This window comes from Rhodococcus sp. MT28 (assembly GCF_058792695.1).
Genome location: NZ_JBXAFD010000001.1, coordinates 1,449,943 through 1,464,666 on the forward strand (window position 1 = coordinate 1,449,943; position 14,724 = coordinate 1,464,666).

At 61.6% G+C, this 14,724-nt stretch carries 15 protein-coding genes; 2 read left to right on the forward strand and 13 right to left on the reverse strand.

The features are described from left to right. Positions 1-9 precede the first annotated feature (9 nt). From fabG to AC1Q6C_RS07040, 6 genes are read right to left on the reverse strand one after another with little or no spacing between them, the layout of a single operon-like run. Positions 10-768 (reverse strand): 3-oxoacyl-ACP reductase FabG, encoded by a 759-nt coding sequence (fabG, locus tag AC1Q6C_RS07015; protein ID WP_042446291.1) that lies wholly within the window; start codon positions 766-768, stop codon positions 10-12. Positions 769-813: 45 nt separating this feature from the next. Then, the gene (locus AC1Q6C_RS07020) at positions 814-1,848 is read right to left on the reverse strand and encodes a phosphotransferase family protein (RefSeq protein WP_039973187.1); all 1,035 of its coding nucleotides are present in this window, start codon (positions 1,846-1,848) and stop codon (positions 814-816) included. Then, a complete protein-coding gene (locus AC1Q6C_RS07025; protein WP_007730827.1) occupies positions 1,841-2,623 on the reverse strand; it encodes an SDR family oxidoreductase in 783 nt (260 codons plus the stop codon). The genes AC1Q6C_RS07020 and AC1Q6C_RS07025 overlap by 8 nt, the downstream gene beginning before the upstream one ends. A gap of 1 nt (position 2,624) precedes the next feature. Next, positions 2,625-3,845 (reverse strand): acyl-CoA dehydrogenase family protein, encoded by a 1,221-nt coding sequence (locus AC1Q6C_RS07030; protein WP_019745701.1) that lies wholly within the window; start codon positions 3,843-3,845, stop codon positions 2,625-2,627. After that, positions 3,832-4,635 (reverse strand): enoyl-CoA hydratase-related protein, encoded by an 804-nt coding sequence (locus AC1Q6C_RS07035; RefSeq protein ID WP_075834648.1) that lies wholly within the window; start codon positions 4,633-4,635, stop codon positions 3,832-3,834. Before AC1Q6C_RS07035 ends, AC1Q6C_RS07030 begins: the two co-directional genes overlap by 14 nt. Continuing rightward, positions 4,632-5,453: an SDR family oxidoreductase gene (locus AC1Q6C_RS07040; RefSeq protein WP_003942864.1), complete on the reverse strand. Its 822-nt coding sequence runs from the start codon at positions 5,451-5,453 to the stop codon at positions 4,632-4,634. The genes AC1Q6C_RS07035 and AC1Q6C_RS07040 overlap by 4 nt, the downstream gene beginning before the upstream one ends. Positions 5,454-5,610: 157 nt before the next feature. On the opposite strand from AC1Q6C_RS07040, the gene AC1Q6C_RS07045 reads away from it, so the two are divergent. Beyond that, a complete protein-coding gene (locus tag AC1Q6C_RS07045) occupies positions 5,611-6,087 on the forward strand; it encodes a MaoC family dehydratase (RefSeq protein WP_003942878.1) in 477 nt (158 codons plus the stop codon). A 73-nt stretch (positions 6,088-6,160) separates the two neighbouring features. On the opposite strand, the gene AC1Q6C_RS07050 is transcribed toward AC1Q6C_RS07045, so the two are convergent. Further along, entirely contained in the window at positions 6,161-6,841 is a 681-nt protein-coding gene (locus AC1Q6C_RS07050) for a TetR/AcrR family transcriptional regulator (RefSeq protein ID WP_007730821.1), read from the reverse strand. Positions 6,842-6,978: 137 nt separating this feature from the next. Here AC1Q6C_RS07050 and AC1Q6C_RS07055 point away from each other — a divergent pair, with 137 nt between their 5' ends. Further along, on the forward strand, positions 6,979-8,481 hold the full coding sequence (locus AC1Q6C_RS07055) for an AMP-binding protein (RefSeq protein WP_064113685.1): 1,503 nt from the start codon (positions 6,979-6,981) through the stop codon (positions 8,479-8,481). Positions 8,482-8,555: 74 nt separating this feature from the next. Here the strand turns inward: AC1Q6C_RS07055 and AC1Q6C_RS07060 are convergent, their stop codons facing one another. The 6 genes from AC1Q6C_RS07060 to AC1Q6C_RS07085 form a co-directional block, all read right to left on the reverse strand. Beyond that, positions 8,556-8,843, reverse strand: a complete 288-nt coding sequence (locus AC1Q6C_RS07060; RefSeq protein WP_007730819.1) for a putative quinol monooxygenase — start codon at positions 8,841-8,843, stop codon at positions 8,556-8,558. Positions 8,844-8,898: 55 nt separating this feature from the next. Then, positions 8,899-9,531: an HAD family hydrolase gene (locus AC1Q6C_RS07065; protein ID WP_042446307.1), complete on the reverse strand. Its 633-nt coding sequence runs from the start codon at positions 9,529-9,531 to the stop codon at positions 8,899-8,901. Positions 9,532-9,569: 38 nt separating this feature from the next. Next, positions 9,570-10,244: a TetR/AcrR family transcriptional regulator gene (locus AC1Q6C_RS07070; RefSeq protein ID WP_054187504.1), complete on the reverse strand. Its 675-nt coding sequence runs from the start codon at positions 10,242-10,244 to the stop codon at positions 9,570-9,572. A 68-nt stretch (positions 10,245-10,312) separates the two neighbouring features. Then, a complete protein-coding gene (locus AC1Q6C_RS07075; RefSeq protein WP_030536042.1) occupies positions 10,313-11,704 on the reverse strand; it encodes an MFS transporter in 1,392 nt (463 codons plus the stop codon). A 250-nt stretch (positions 11,705-11,954) separates the two neighbouring features. Continuing rightward, positions 11,955-13,610: an AMP-binding protein gene (locus AC1Q6C_RS07080; protein ID WP_054187505.1), complete on the reverse strand. Its 1,656-nt coding sequence runs from the start codon at positions 13,608-13,610 to the stop codon at positions 11,955-11,957. Positions 13,611-13,613: 3 nt separating this feature from the next. Next, complete coding sequence (locus AC1Q6C_RS07085) at positions 13,614-14,585, reverse strand: phosphotriesterase family protein (protein ID WP_003943005.1); 972 nt, start codon at positions 14,583-14,585, stop codon at positions 13,614-13,616. Positions 14,586-14,724: the final 139 nt, after the last annotated feature.

Sequence of the window (14,724 nt, forward strand, 5' to 3'; positions counted from 1 at the left end):
AGCGGACGGTCAGTCCTTCGGTCCACCGGCGACGTAGACGACCTGACCGGAAACGAAGCCCGCGCCTTCGCTGACGAAGAACGACGCGGTGTGCGCGATGTCCTCGGGCTGACCGACACGGTTGACCGGAATCTGCGAAGCGGCAGCGGTCTTGAAGTCCTCGAAGCCGACGCCCATGCGCTCGGCCGTTGCGGCGGTCATCTCGGTTTCGATGAATCCGGGGGCAATAGCGTTCGCGGTCACGCCGAACTTGCCCAGCTCGAAGGCCAATGTCTTGGTGAAGCCCTGCATTCCGGCCTTCGCAGCGGAGTAGTTGACCTGTCCACGATTACCGAGAGCCGACGTGCTCGAGAGGTTCACGATGCGGCCGAACTTCGCTTCCACCATGTACTTCTGCACCGCACGCGACATGAGGAACGCTCCGCGCAGGTGGACGTTCATCACCGAATCCCACTCGGCAACACTCATCTTGAACAGAAGGTTGTCGCGAGTGATACCGGCATTGTTGATCAGCACGGTAGGTGCACCCAGGTCTGCGGCCACACGATCCACCGCTGCGGCGACCGAAGCCTCGTCGGAGACGTCAGCCCCGACGGCCAGCGCCTGTCCGCCTGCGGCCTTGATCGCGTCGACGGTTCCGGCACACGCCGCTTCGTCGAGGTCGAGCACGGCGACGGCAAAACCGTCTTCCGACAGTCGCTTCGCCACTGCCGCACCGATTCCGCGTGCTGCACCCGTGACAATTGCGGTTCTACGTTCCTGGCTCACTGGCCCTCCATACTTTCGTGATTCGACGGACACCGGACGATCTCGTCAGATCCCGGCCTGATCTGCAATTTCCCTGGCTTTGGCGACCAAGGCGTCAATACGTTCCACGGTGGGAGTTCCGCTCTCGGCGGCATTCTGCGGTTCGTCGCGGGCGCGACGCATCACGCCCTCGGCGATCACGGCAATCTTCCACAGTCCCAACGTGTGCCAGAACTTCAGCGCAGCAGGATCCCGTCCGGTGGCCTCGAGATAGATCCGGGAGATCTCCTCTCGCGAGGGGAATCCCGGGAGTGCCGACGCCGGGAAATCGCCGCCGGTATTCTCACCAGCCGCCGGCCAGTACGCCAACAAGCTTCCGACGTCCGCCAACGGATCACCGAGTGTGCACAGTTCCCAGTCGAGGGCCGCGACAACTTCGCCGTTGCTCGCCGAGGTGATCACATTGCGTAGGTGAAAGTCGCCGTGCACCAACGTGGTTTCAGTGTGATCCGGCTGGGCTGCAATCAGGCGTCGGGTGAGATCGTCGAGATCAGGGCATTCCCGCGTCTTCGACTGTTCCCATTGACCTCCCCAACGCTTCAACTGCCGTGCAGCGTAGGGCTTGTGGCTTGCCAGGTCGTCGAGACCGGCCTGCTCGAGGTCGACGGCGTGTATCTTCGCCAGCGTCTGAGCGAGCGAGATTCCGATTGCCCGGCGACGATCTTCCGACAACGCCTCCGCAAGAGGCATTCGGTCCACCACTTCGCCGTCCACGAATTCCATGAGGAGCAGCGGAACTTCGGTGACGGCAGGATCCTCGGTCAACCCGAATACTCGCGGCGAAGGCACGTCGGTGGATTCGAGAGCGCTCAGGATTCGAGCCTCACGCGCCACGTCGTGAGCCGAGGCCAGCAGATGCCCCAGCGGTGGGCGTCGTAGCACCCAGCGATTGCCGTCCTGATCGCGAACCAGGTACGTGAGATTCGACTGCCCCAAGCCGATTCGATCGAAGGACAACGGCCCGGAAAAGTCGATCCCCAGGCCTGCGATCCACCCGGTGACCGCTTCGGTATCGAGTCCCACTACTCCGACGCTAGCCACCGACGGACGCTCCCTGCCGGAACGGGAGTGCGTCACCCAACAACTGGCCACCGTCGATGGTCATGATCTCGCCGGTGATCCACTGGGCTGCATCCGAAACCAGGAAGGCAATGGCAGCGGCCACGTCCTCGGGTTCACCGATGCGTCCGAGAGCAGTCGACGCGGACACCGCTTCTTCGTGTTCTTTCCACAGAGCTTCGGCGAGTTTGGTTCTCACCACTCCCGGCGCAACGGCGTTGACACGAATCTTCGGTGACAACTCGAGCGCCAATTGCTTGGTGATGTGGATCAGAGCAGCCTTCGACGCGTTGTACGTACCGATTCCCGCCTCGAACGCCATGCCGCCGATCGAAGCGGTGTTGACCACGGAACCACCGTGCTCGCCCATCCAGGCCCGCGCTGCGAGGCCGGTCCACAGGACTGGAGCCCACACGTTGACGTCGAAAGTCTTGGCGAAGCGCGAGTGATCCTGGTTGATGATCGGCCCGAACGACGGGTTGGTGCCCGCGTTGTTCACCAAGATGTCGAGACTGCCGAAACGCTCGATCGTCTGCTCGACGCACTTGCGTGCAGCATCCTCGTCCGTCGCGTGAGCGCCGACGCCGATCGCGTTGCCGTTCACCTGCGCGGCAGCCGCATCTGCGGATTCCTGTGAGCGCGAAGTCAGTACGACGTTTCCGCCCGCCGCCGCAATCGCCTGCGCGGTCGCGAGGCCGATGCCCCGCGATGCGCCTGTGACGATTGCCGTCTTACCGGTGAGATCCAGTCCTGCCATGTCAGTTCGCCTTGACTTCGCGGTACTTGCGCAGTTCCTGCTTGGCGATGGCGCGCTTGTGCACCTCGTCCGGGCCGTCGGCCAGGCGAAGGGTGCGCATGTGGGCGTAAGCCATCGCGAGCGGGAAGTCGTCGGTGACGCCGCCACCGCCGTGAACCTGGATGGCGCGGTCGATGATCTTGAGCGCGATGTTCGGTGCCGCAACCTTGATGGCTGCGATCTCGGTGCGCGCTTCCTTGTTGCCCACCGTGTCCATCATGTGTGCGGCCTTGAGCGTGAGGAGTCGAACCATCTCGATGTCGATACGAGCCTCGGCGATCCAGTCCTGGATATTCGCGTTGTCACTGACGGGCTTCCCGAAGGTGATGCGGGTGGATGCGCGCTTGCACATCAGTTCCAGTGCGCGCTCGGCCATTCCGATTGCACGCATGCAGTGGTGGATGCGGCCGGGGCCGAGGCGGGCCTGGCTGATCGCGAATCCTTCACCCTCACCGGCGAGAATGTCCTTGGCCGGGACGCGCACGTCCTCGAAAGTGATCTCGCCGTGTCCTTCGCGGTCCTGGTAGCCGAAAACCGGCAGGTTGCGCAGGATCGTGACGCCGGGAGCATCGATCGGCACGACCATCATCGACTGCTGACGGTGGGTGGCGGCATTGAAGTCGGTCTTACCCATGACGATCAGAACCTTGCAGTTCTGGTGCAAGGCGTTGGAAGCGAACCACTTACGGCCGTTCAGCACGTACTCGTCGCCGTCACGGTCCATACGGAGCTGGATGTTGGTGGCGTCGGAGCTGGCAACCTCGGGCTCGGTCATCGCGAAAGCGGAACGAATTTCGCCTTCGAGAAGCGGCTTGAGGTACTTCTCCTTGTGCTCGTCGGTGCCGAAGAGCGTGAGCACCTCCATGTTTCCCGTGTCCGGAGCGGCGCAGTTGGTGGCCTCGGAGGCCAGGTGGCTGCGGCCCATGATCTCCGCGAGCGGTGCGTATTCCAGGTTGGTCAGGCCGGGGCCCCATTCGGGATGGGGATGGAAGAGGTTCCACAGCCCGCGGGCCTTGGCTTCCTTCTTCAAGTCGTCGATGATCGGCGGCTGAAAGTGCGGGTTACCGGACTCACGCATCTGCTCTTCGTAGACCGCTTCGGCCGGGTAAACGTGCTTGTCCATGAAATCGAGCAGTTCGGCCTGGTACTTCTTGGTGCGATCCGAGAACTCAAACACTGACATGTGAACTCCTGACAGAGAGGGAAGGAAAATTGGGGGCTCGATGTTCGAGATGGCTGTTGACACCCTCGACGACATCCGGGCCGTGAAATGCGTTCAGCATCAGCGATTCCGCACGCCTGGCGGAATCGGTGAAGGTCGAGTGCGCATCGACACTCATCTGAGATTTGATGACGGAGAGGGACGTCGGCGAGCAGTTCGCCGCGATGTCCTCGGCGTAAGCAATCGCCGCATCCAGAACGTCACCGCCGGTGACCAGGTGGTCGATCAAACCGATGCGGTACGCCTCGTCGGCGTCCACCATCCGGCTGGAAAGCAGAAGATCGACTGCTCGACTGTGCCCGACCAAGCGGGGCAACATCCAGGAGATGCCGTACTCCGCAATCAGGCCTCGACGCGCGAACGCGGTAGTGAATCGTGTTGCGCTCGAACCGAAACGAACGTCGCAGTACAGAGCCTCGACCATTCCGAGCCCGGCAGCGACGCCGTTGACGGCGGCGATCAGCGGCTTGCGGATGGTGGTCGGGAAATGACGGTCTCGCGGCCGGACAAGATCACTTTCGGAGACTTCGCCGACGTTCTTCAAATTGCCGAGGTCAGCCCCCGAGCAGAATCCTCGGCCGGAGCCGGTGACAACAATTGCTCGGACACTGGGATCTTCGTCTGCCACGGCCAGAAAGTCGTAGTACTGATCTTCGAGCTCGTTGGTCCACGCGTTGAGAACGCGGGGCCGATTGAATGTCAGAACCAGCACCGCTCCTCTCTGCTCGGAGAGGACGAGTTCCTCGGTCATCGTGTTCCCGCGAGGAGCGACGCCTGGTACCGGCGCATCCCGCGCAGCCAACGGTCGTAGTCGGCGCCCTTCTGCCGGTACATGTCCAGCACGTTCTTGTGCGGAAGGATGAGAAATTCTTCGGCATCCACTGCCGCAAGAACGATTTCGGCGCATTCGGCAGGCTCGAGAACATTGCCTGCCGCAAGCACGGCTCCGGTTGCGGCCTTGCCGACCGGATCGCCGGAGTTCTCACCTTCGTAGAGGAGCTTGGTGTTGACGCCCATCGGGCACAAGCAACTGACGCGAACACCCTGATCTCCGTAGGTGATCGAGAGCCACTCGGCAAACGCGACCGCGGCATGTTTGGTCACCGAGTACGCGGCGGACCCGACCTGACTGAGCAAGCCGGCCGCAGAGGCCGTGCTGATGAAGTAGCCCTCCCCGCGCTCCGTCCAGCCGGGGACGAGGAGCCTGGCAGCGCGAATGTGGGCGCGAACGTTGACGTCGATCGTCGTGTCCCAGACGTCTTCACTGATGTCGAGGCCCATGCCACCGGTAACGCCGGCATTGGCGAAGTAGAGGTCGACCGGGCCGAATTCCTTTTCCGCCTGCGCGATCAGGCCCGCAATGACCGTCTCGTCGGAGACGTCGCCACCGGCAGACACGGCCGCTCCGGGACGCTCCGCGTTGATCGCCTCTGCTACTGCCGAAGCTGCTGCCCCGTCCAGGTCAGCCACTACGACGCGAGCACCCTCGGCAGCCAGTCGCTCGGCCAGTGCACCGCCGATTCCCCCGCCGCCACCGGTGACAATTGCTACCTTCTGGGCAACCTTCATGAGCGATTCCTCTCGCTTGCGTCATACCTACGCGCTGACAGTGATCCACGTCTCCCCTCATGTATAGTTGAATCCGGCGTCAGTTTCAACCGTCGAATCGCGACGGTCACCCGAACGGCCCGTTCCGTCCTCCTGAACTGCGAGTAAAGGGATAACGATGACTGAAAACCAATTGCCCGTCCGCCCGTCCACCTTCGCCGAGCTCGAGAAGCTCATCGGCCAGGAACTTGGCCCGACGGAGTGGTACGACATCACCCAGGAGCGCATCAACGCGTTCGCCGAAGCCACAAACGATCATCAGTGGATTCATGTCGACCCGGAACGAGCCGCATCGAGCCCGCTCGGCAGCACGATCGCGCACGGACTCTTCAGCCTCTCGCTGGGCCCCCAGTTCTCCTACCAACTCATCCACTTCGACGGCTTCGCCCACAGCCTCAATTACGGCTACGACAAGGTTCGCTTCCCCGCTCCCGTTCCCGTGGGATCCCGGGTCCGCATGCGCGCAACCGTCGTGTCCGCGGAGCAGTTGCCCGGCGGAATCCAAGTGAAGATGAGCCAGGTGGTCGAGCGCGAGGGTTCCGACAAGCCCGTCGTGGTCGCCGAATCCGTCGCTCGCGTCGTCGAAAAGAGCTGAACCGAAAAGAGCTGAACCGAGACTGGGACGCCCGGCCGCTCGAACATCGATGCAGCCGGGGCGGCCCACCTCGTCAGAGACGGTCGGGGAACTTCAGAGCGTTCGCCCACAGATCGGTCACAGTGGCGACAATCTGATCGAACTCCGGTGAACGCCCGTCCACCTCACCCTCACGAAGGGTGAACAGACTGTAGGCGAGTCGACTCACCATGCCGGACAGAGCAATCGACGCCGTCATCGGATCCAGCGTCGTGTCCGCGATGCCGCGGGACTGCAGATCTGCAATCCCGCGGGCATTACGGCGTATGAACGCATTGGCACGCTCGCTGCGGAACTTCCGGAACTCCGGGTCGATGTGAGCTACCTGCTCCATGAGCCCCATCAACTTCGCATTGCGTTGATACGCGGCCAGATACGCTCGATTACTTGCCTCGAGCACGGCGTACGGATCGTCCGCGCTCGCAACGCGTCCCATGCCCGGGTGCATCATGTCGTCTCGCGCGACCTCGAGGACGGCGGCGAACACCTCTTCCTTGTTCGCGAAGTACGTGTAGAACGATCCCGTCGCGCAACCGGCTTCTTTTGCGATGTCGATCAAACGTGCATCGAGATAGCCACTGCGCTCGAAAACCTTACGGGCAGCAGCAACCAATGCCGCACGCGTGCGTGTCCCCCGCTCGGTGGTCGGTCGATCCCGGAGCAGCGCGGGCGGAGCCACCGGTAAGGCGGCAATTCGCGATTCGTCGTCGAGCACGGTGCGCTCCTCATCCTTCCGATCAACATCATTTTCGGGACAATCCCAGCAGACTCGATGTTGACGCCGGATTCAAGTGTACGCTCTGGTGAGACCCAGGACACACAATCGGTCGATTCCTCCCGAAAGGCAGAACCATGGTTAGCGTTCTCGACCCGGTGACCCGTCACGCGGAAGCCACTCCGGAAAATATTGCAATTCGCGGCACGGATAGTCATTGGACATACCGACAGCTTCACGACGCGTCTCTGGCGTTTGCCGGCCGCATTCGCGACGAAGGGTTGAGCATCGGCGACCGGGTTCTGCTCGCGGCGCCGTCGGTGCCTGAATTCATCGTGGCGTACATGGGGATTCAGGCTGCAGGTTGTGTCGTGGTGCCCATCAACACGATGTCGGCGCAACCCGAAGTCGAGTACGTACTGGACGACGCCGAGATTTCGCTGGCGATCGCCTGGCACCAGCTCGGTCCCGCAGTTCAGGATGCAGGGAGTGCGCGCGGCGTCCCGGTGTGGACGCTCACCGAAGAATCGGCGAAGGCCGACCATCCACCGGCAACGGTGGTCGACCGCGACGCAGCGGACACCACGGCGATTCTCTACACCTCCGGTACCACCGGACGTCCGAAGGGCGCTCAGCTGACAGTCGGGAATCTGTTGTCTGCCGGTGAGATCGGCGCCGAGAGCAGCCGCGGAAATCCCTCGGACCGCACCGGTACCGGGCTGCCGCTCTTTCACATCTTCGGCCAGGGTTCGGTCATGATGGCAACCTTCACCGGCGGCGGATCGCTGTCCCTGCTCGCCCGGTTCGACCCGGCCGCCATGCTCGATCTGGTGCGTCGGGACAAGCTCACCATCATGGCGGGCGTCCCCACCATGTGGAATGCCATGCTGCACGCCGCAGCCGACGTGGACAGCTCCGACTTCGAACAACTGCGGATCGCAATCTCCGGTGGCGCATCACTTCCCGGTGAAGTCGCTCGCGCCTTCGAAGCACGGTTCAACTGCACAATCCTCGAGGGCTACGGCCTGACCGAGACGAGCGCATTCGGAACTTTCAACAGCATCGACCGCGTCGCAAAGATCGGATACACCGGCCGCGCCGTACCGCGCACCGAGGTCGAGGTCCGTGATCACGACGGAAATGTCTGCCAGGCAGGCACAGTGGGCGAGGTATTCATCAAAGGACCGACGGTCATGAAGGGCTACTGGAGGCGCCCGGCCGACACGGCCGCCGTCCTGTCCGACGACGGATGGTTCCGCACCGGAGACCTCGGCGAGACCGACGCCGACGGTGACCTTCGCATCGTCGACCGCGTCAAGGACCTCATCATCCGCGGTGGATACAACGTCTATCCAGGCGAGGTCGAAGAGGTGCTCTACCAGCACCCCGACATCATCGAGGCCGCGGTGATCGGTATACCCGACGACTACTACGGCGAGGAGGTTGCGGCGGTGGTGGCCGTGCGCCCAGGCTCCGACCTCGAAGCAGATGACGTCACCTCGTGGGCTCGGGAACGTCTGTCCGCCTACAAGATTCCGCGGGTGGTCCAGTTCATCGACGCGCTCCCGAAGGGTTCGACGGGAAAGATCCTCAAGCGATCGATCGACCGCACCGAACTCCTCGCCCAGAAGCAGAACTGAAAACACAGGTGAACCCCGGCGAGATTTCGCCGGGGTTCACCTGTCCATGCGCTCAGAGTGCCCTGTCCATGCGCTCAGAGTGCGTCGAAGTACTCGATCTGCGGGGCGCCTGCGAGGAAGGGCGCCATCGCCTTTCCCGCGGCCTGGAAATGCTCGGACGATCCATGGGCCTTGATCGCAGCACTGTCTTGATACAGCTCCATGAACTTGTACGAATTCGTATCCGTCTTCGAGCGGATCAGTTGATACAGAACCGTTCCGGGCTCTTCCGTGCGCACCTTCTCGGCAAGTTCGGCGACTACGGCTTCGAACTGTTCGCCGCTTCCGTCTTTGACGGTGATATCCGCGATGACAGCAATCATTCATTCCTCCAAAAGTGTTCCAGCAGTATTCGAGTGTTACCGAGAACCTACAGTTTCACTGCATGGGCAGTAGTCCGAACGTCGATTCCAACTGACTGCGAGTGCTTTCCGCATCGGTGTGGAGAATGCCGGCGATCCCCAATCGTGCCGCGCCGTCGAGGTTCTGTTGCAGGTCGTCGATCATCACGGCGCCTTCGGGCGCTACACCCAGCCGCTCACACGCGATGGTGTAGATCTGACGAGAGGGCTTACGAATCCCTACTTCCGAGGAGATCACCACTTCGTCGGCGAGGTCCTCGAGCACAAAACCCGCGTAGCAATCACGCCCGAAAGCATTGGACACGAGCGCAACAGGGTGACCCGCCGCTCGGACGTCCGCAATCAGTCGCACCATCTCTTCGTCTCGGACAAGCCCGGCCTGCATACGGTCGACCAATCCTTCGCTGTCCACGACGGCGCCGTGCGCTCGTAGCCGTTCCCCGAATCCTGCTTCGAAGGCCTCCTGGTCGATCTTTCCGGATTCGTGATCGGAGAGCAGTTTCTTCGAGACGTCGTCGCGGGAGAGCAGGGTCAACGGAAGTCGTGGGTCGCCGCCAAGCGAGGCCCCGAAATCTTCGAAGGCCCGCAGCACACTGGAGGTGAGAACTCCACCGAAATCGACGAGCACTGCCGTACGCGTGGGTGTCATTGCTCCATCAGACACCAAACATGAACCCGGCGTCAACATCAATTTTGGCGTAGCGAGAATTGCAAAGTGTTGATCCACAACCGGTTGACCGTATCGAGCAGACCATCGAAGGTCACTCCGGCGGCGCCGTCCTCGCCGCCGCGGGATACGAAGTACCCGAACGCAAGTCGACTGATCATCCCGGAGAGTGCCCGAGACGTCAGTAGCGGATCCAGATTCGCGTCCGCCAGTCCGGCCTTCTGCAGCTTCTCGATACTGCGCGCGTTGCGTCGAACAAACGCGTCAGCACGCTCGAGGCGGAGAACCCGGAACTCCGGATCGATGCTTGCTACCTGCTCGAGCAGTCCCATCAGCTTCGCGTTCCGTCGGTATGCCTCGAGGTACGCGCGGTTACTCGCCGCGATGACCTCAGCAGGATCCGCGCCTTTCGGAGTGTGCGGCATACCCGGATGCATCATGTCTTCGCGCGCCAACTCCATCACTGCCGCGAAGATCTCTTCCTTGCTCGCGAAGTAGGTGTAGAAAGTACCGGCCGAGCACTGCGCCTCCACAGTGATGTCGATCAGCCGCGAGTCCAGATAGCCGGACCGTTCGAAAACGGTGCGGGCCGCATCGATCAACGCTCGACGCGTACGCAAGCCACGCTGAGTGGAGGGGAGTTCCCGTGACGCTGTCGACGAAGCATCTTCGGAGCCTGTGCGTGCTGCAGCCATGCTCCAGTTATACGTCAGACGCCCGCTACCGGTGACCGATAGCGGGCGTCTGCTCGAAACCGAAAGAGTTACTTGGCGTACAGGTGCGCGCCCGGAATTGCGTTCGGATCATCCCGAACTTCCTTCGGGTTGGTCTCTTTCAGCACCCAGGCACTGAAGAAGGTCACCAGACCCATGAGGGCTACGAACACGGCAACCCATGTAGTGGTCCCGGTCTTCGCGATGAGTGCCGTCATGATGAACGGAGTACCACCGCTGACCGTGATCGCCGCCAGCTGGTACGCCAACGATGCTGCCGAGTAACGCACGTTGGGCGCGAACAGCTCACCCATGTACGCAGCGATCGGCCCGTAGGTCATCGACTGGAACACGCTGCCGACTGTCACCGCGATGAAGAACAGCGGCAGGGACTTGGTGTTGATCAACCAGAAGTACGGGAATGCCCAGACCACGATCGCCGCGGCGCCGATCAGGATCATCGGACGACGACCGATCTTGTCGGACATCTTCCCGGACCACAGCACCACGCCGACTGTCAGCAACGCGCTCAGGAGCGAGATGATGAGCAGTGAGTTCCGCTTCAACCCCAGTTCGGTTGTGCCGTAGCTGAGCACGCCGGCGATGCTGATGTAGAACAGTGCATTGGTGGCGGCCAGAAGTCCGCAACCGAGCAGAATCTTGCGCCAGTGATCCTTGAGCGCCTGCGCCAGTGGAGCCTGAACGACGACGTCCTTTTGGTTCTTCTTGGCGTCTTCCTGCAACTCGAGGAATTCCGGCGTGTCCTCGACCTTCGTCTGGATGTACAGAACCACAGGGAAGAGCAGCGCGCTGGCGAAGAACGGAACTCGCCAACCCCAGCTCAGGAATGCATCATTGGAAATGGTCGCGGTCGCAACGAGGAAGACCAGGTTGCCCAGCACTACACCGAACGAGACACCCATCTGACCGAAAGTGCCTGAGAATCCGCGCTTCTTGGGACTCGCGGATTCGGTGAGGAGAAGGACGATTCCGCCCCACTGGCCACCGCAGGCGAGACCTTGGATGAATCGCAGTGTCACCAGAAGAATCGGAGCGACGACGCCGATTGCCGACGCACTCGGGATCGCGCCGATCAGGAACGTCGCGACGGCCATCAGCAACAGGCAGGTGACGACAGCGGGCTTACGCCCATACTTGTCGCCGAAGTGTCCGGCGACCAAACCGCCGATGGGGCGGGCAACGAAGCCGGCCCAGAACGTACTGAACGAGAGCAATGTGCCCATCAGTGCGGATGAATCGGGGAAGAACACATGCGGAAAGACCAGTGCCGCAGCCGTTCCGTACAAGAAGAAGTCGTACCACTCGATGGAACTGCCGAGCAGTCCCGCGCCTAGAAGTTTGCGGTGCGCCTTCTTCTTCTTCCGTTCCTGATCGGACAGGCCCCCTGCCTGCGTGCTCGAATCCACTGCCGATCTCGTCATGGGTTACTCCTCGATGGGTCGGACGCTCGTCGCGCCGGGAGTTGAGAAGCGGAGCCGGGCCAGAAGTAGAAACTGACACCAACTTCAACTCTGTGGCGTTGCGATCAGTCTGCGATACAAAAAGAGTGATGTCAATCACTGAAATGCATTGCCGCATAGGGGACTAAATCCCCTACCGATGCTCGTCAGCCACCACGACGAATGGCCGGCTCACCTTGTCGGCGGCCGGCAATTCGTTGGTCAGGTAGATCTAGTTCGGTACCCGCAGTTCACGACGAAGAATCTTGCCGCTCACTGTTTTCGGCAGGTCATTCATGACCTCGACGATGCGTGGATACTTGTATGCTGCAAGCCTTTCCTTGCAGAACTCGACCAGATCCTCGGTGGTCGCCTCGGCACCGTCCTTGAAGGACACGAAGGCCTTCACGGTTTCGCCGCGATACGGATCCATGACACCGACGACAGCAGCCTCTCGTACGGCAGGGTGTTCGTAGAGAACATCTTCCACTTCGCGTGGCCACACTTTGAAGCCCGAGGCATTTATCTGATCCTTCATCCGGTCGACGATGTAAAACCAACCGTCGCCGTCCATGAATCCGATGTCGCCGGTGTGAAAACGCCCGTCCGGCATGGCATGTGCGGTCTCGTCCGGCTTGTTCCAGTATCCGAGTGCAACCTGGGGACCGGAGACCACGATCTCGCCGTACTCCCCGACCTGTACCGGCTTGTCGTTCTCGTCCACCACCTCGGCGTACGTATTCGATACCGGTACGCCGACAGCAACGGCCCCCGACGCCGGATCTACCGGCGCTTCACGCGAATTCGGCACCACGATTGCCGGGCTGTTCGTCTCGGTCAGCCCGTAGCCGTTGTGAATGTAGTGACCGAACTTCGCCCGGAACGCTTCCAACGCCGCGTGCGGGATCGGCGCGCCACCTGAATACACCGACTCGAGAGAGCTCAAAGATTCCTTCGAGACTGCGGCGCTGTCCGTCCACGCGATGAATACCGTGATCGCTCCGATGATCGCGGTAGCCCGATGCTCCGAAATTGACTCCGCTGCAACGATGGGATGGAATCGGCAGGTCAGAATCGTGGGCGCGCCGGCCAGGAGTGGAGCCGCGACGTGCCCGATCAACCCGGTGATATGGAACAGTGGCGCCACCGCGAACATCGCGCCGCCGGGGCGCAACCCCAGCCAGTCCCGATAGATCTGCGCTGCGAACACGACATTTGCGTGCGAGTTCATCGACCCCTTCGGCGGGCCGGTTGTCCCTGACGTATAGGGAAGGTAGGCAAGGTCTTCCGGGGACAGATCGACCTTCTCGGGCTTCTGCCCTCGATGAGCCTCGATCAATTCCAGTAGATCCGGAAATCCATCGTGCCGAATCCTGGACGCCGAACCGAAGATCCGTTCATCGTCGCGCGACTGAAAATCCCGTTCCGACGTAGTGATGACCCGTCGCACTTCGGTGCCCTCGGACGCAGTCGCCACGGTCTCGGCCGAGGACTCGAGACAGATGACTGCTACCGCTCCGCTGTCGGCCAGTACGGTGGACAGCTCACGGTCGCGGTACATCGGATTGACCGGAACGACGACGGCACCGAGCTTCCAGACCGCGACTGTCGCGATCACGAACTGCGGAACATTCTGCAGGACAAAGGAAACTCTGTCTGCGAACCCGATTCCATCCTTGGCGAGGGCTACGGCAAGCGCATCCGACATCTCGTCGAGCTCGGCAAAGCTGACGGTCCTGTCGAAGTACCTGATGATCGGGGCGGTGCGATCGCGCTCCAGCGAAGCACGGAACATCGCGAGGGCGTCGACGTGCTCGATGTCTACGTTCGGCGGAGTGTCGGCGTCGTAATTGGCGAGCCAGGGCTTGCTCTCGTACACGTTGGTCATATCTCAGCTCTCGAAGTACCGACGTGGGTTGTCCACCAGCATCGCCTTGACCTGGTCTTCGGTGACACCACGTTCGAGCAGCGCCGGAATGACATCATCACTGATGTGGGTGTAGTTCCAGTTCGGAAGTGCCACTTCTCTTGCCGCGCTGGGGAAGTAGTCGATGAAACACGACGCGTCATGCGCCAGAACCATCTTCTCCGCGTAACCGCGACGGGCCATCTCCACCACGGTGTTGACACGATCCTCGAACGACAGGAACGGTTCGAGACCGAAACGGTCCATCCCCAGTAGCGAACCGGCATCGGCCAGCGCACACAAGTAGTCGAGATCGGTGGTGTCGCCGGAGTGACCGATGACCACCTTGGTCAGATCCGCACCCTCTTCGGCCAGAACCTTCTGCGCGACCAGCCCGGATTCAGTGTGCGGATTGGTGTGCACGGTGATCGGCACTCCCGTTTCCACCTGCGACTGTCCGACCGCGCGCATGACCCGCTCGACGCCGGGGGTAAGGCCCGGCTCCTCGATGGCGCACTTCAGGAAGGAGGCTCGGACACCGGTTCCGGCGATTCCTTCCCTGATGTCCTTGACGAACAGTTCGACCATCGGCTCGGGGCCGTCGAACAGCAATCCCGGTCCGGTGTAATGGAATTGGAAGGGAATGTCGTTGTAGGTGTAGATGCCGGTAGCAACGATGATGTTGAGATCGACCTGCTCGTTGATCCGGACGATGCGCGGAATGTACCGGCCGAGGCCGATCACCGTGGGATCGACGATCGTGCTGATTCCGCGGGACTTCACCTCGGTCAGCTTTGCCACCGCGTCCGCTACCCGTACTTCCTCGTCCCAGGGTTCGGGGTAGTCGGGGTAGTTCTGGCGCAACTCCTCACCCAGAACGAAGACATGCTCGTGCATCAACACCTTTCCCAGATCGGCTGTATCCACCGGCCCACGAACGGTTTGTACTGAACTCATCGATCGAACCCCTGACTGTGATCGCCATCACTAACATGAGACAATGAGCTAGTGTGTCTCACGTGGCCAGGTTCGTCAATAGGCTCGATCCCCCGAGGCTCACCATTTTTCAACGGCCGAAATTGTGCAGTACCGGACA

Excerpts from the sequence above, each read along its gene's own strand:
- AC1Q6C_RS07025 (WP_007730827.1), bottom strand. The coding sequence starts at position 2,623 with ATGGCAGGACTGGATCTCACCGGTAAGACGGCAATCGTCACAGGCGCA.
- AC1Q6C_RS07085 (WP_003943005.1), bottom strand. The coding sequence starts at position 14,585 with ATGAGTTCAGTACAAACCGTTCGTGGGCCGGTGGATACAGCCGATCTG.
- AC1Q6C_RS07075 (WP_030536042.1), bottom strand. The coding sequence starts at position 11,704 with ATGACGAGATCGGCAGTGGATTCGAGCACGCAGGCAGGGGGCCTGTCC.
- AC1Q6C_RS07065 (WP_042446307.1), bottom strand. The coding sequence starts at position 9,531 with ATGACACCCACGCGTACGGCAGTGCTCGTCGATTTCGGTGGAGTTCTC.
- AC1Q6C_RS07035 (WP_075834648.1), bottom strand. The coding sequence starts at position 4,635 with ATGACCGAGGAACTCGTCCTCTCCGAGCAGAGAGGAGCGGTGCTGGTT.
- AC1Q6C_RS07060 (WP_007730819.1), bottom strand. The coding sequence starts at position 8,843 with ATGATTGCTGTCATCGCGGATATCACCGTCAAAGACGGAAGCGGCGAA.
- AC1Q6C_RS07040 (WP_003942864.1), bottom strand. The coding sequence starts at position 5,453 with ATGAAGGTTGCCCAGAAGGTAGCAATTGTCACCGGTGGCGGCGGGGGA.
- AC1Q6C_RS07055 (WP_064113685.1), top strand. The coding sequence starts at position 6,979 with ATGGTTAGCGTTCTCGACCCGGTGACCCGTCACGCGGAAGCCACTCCG.
- AC1Q6C_RS07070 (WP_054187504.1), bottom strand. The coding sequence starts at position 10,244 with ATGGCTGCAGCACGCACAGGCTCCGAAGATGCTTCGTCGACAGCGTCA.
- AC1Q6C_RS07030 (WP_019745701.1), bottom strand. The coding sequence starts at position 3,845 with ATGTCAGTGTTTGAGTTCTCGGATCGCACCAAGAAGTACCAGGCCGAA.
- AC1Q6C_RS07045 (WP_003942878.1), top strand. The coding sequence starts at position 5,611 with ATGACTGAAAACCAATTGCCCGTCCGCCCGTCCACCTTCGCCGAGCTC.
- AC1Q6C_RS07080 (WP_054187505.1), bottom strand. The coding sequence starts at position 13,610 with ATGACCAACGTGTACGAGAGCAAGCCCTGGCTCGCCAATTACGACGCC.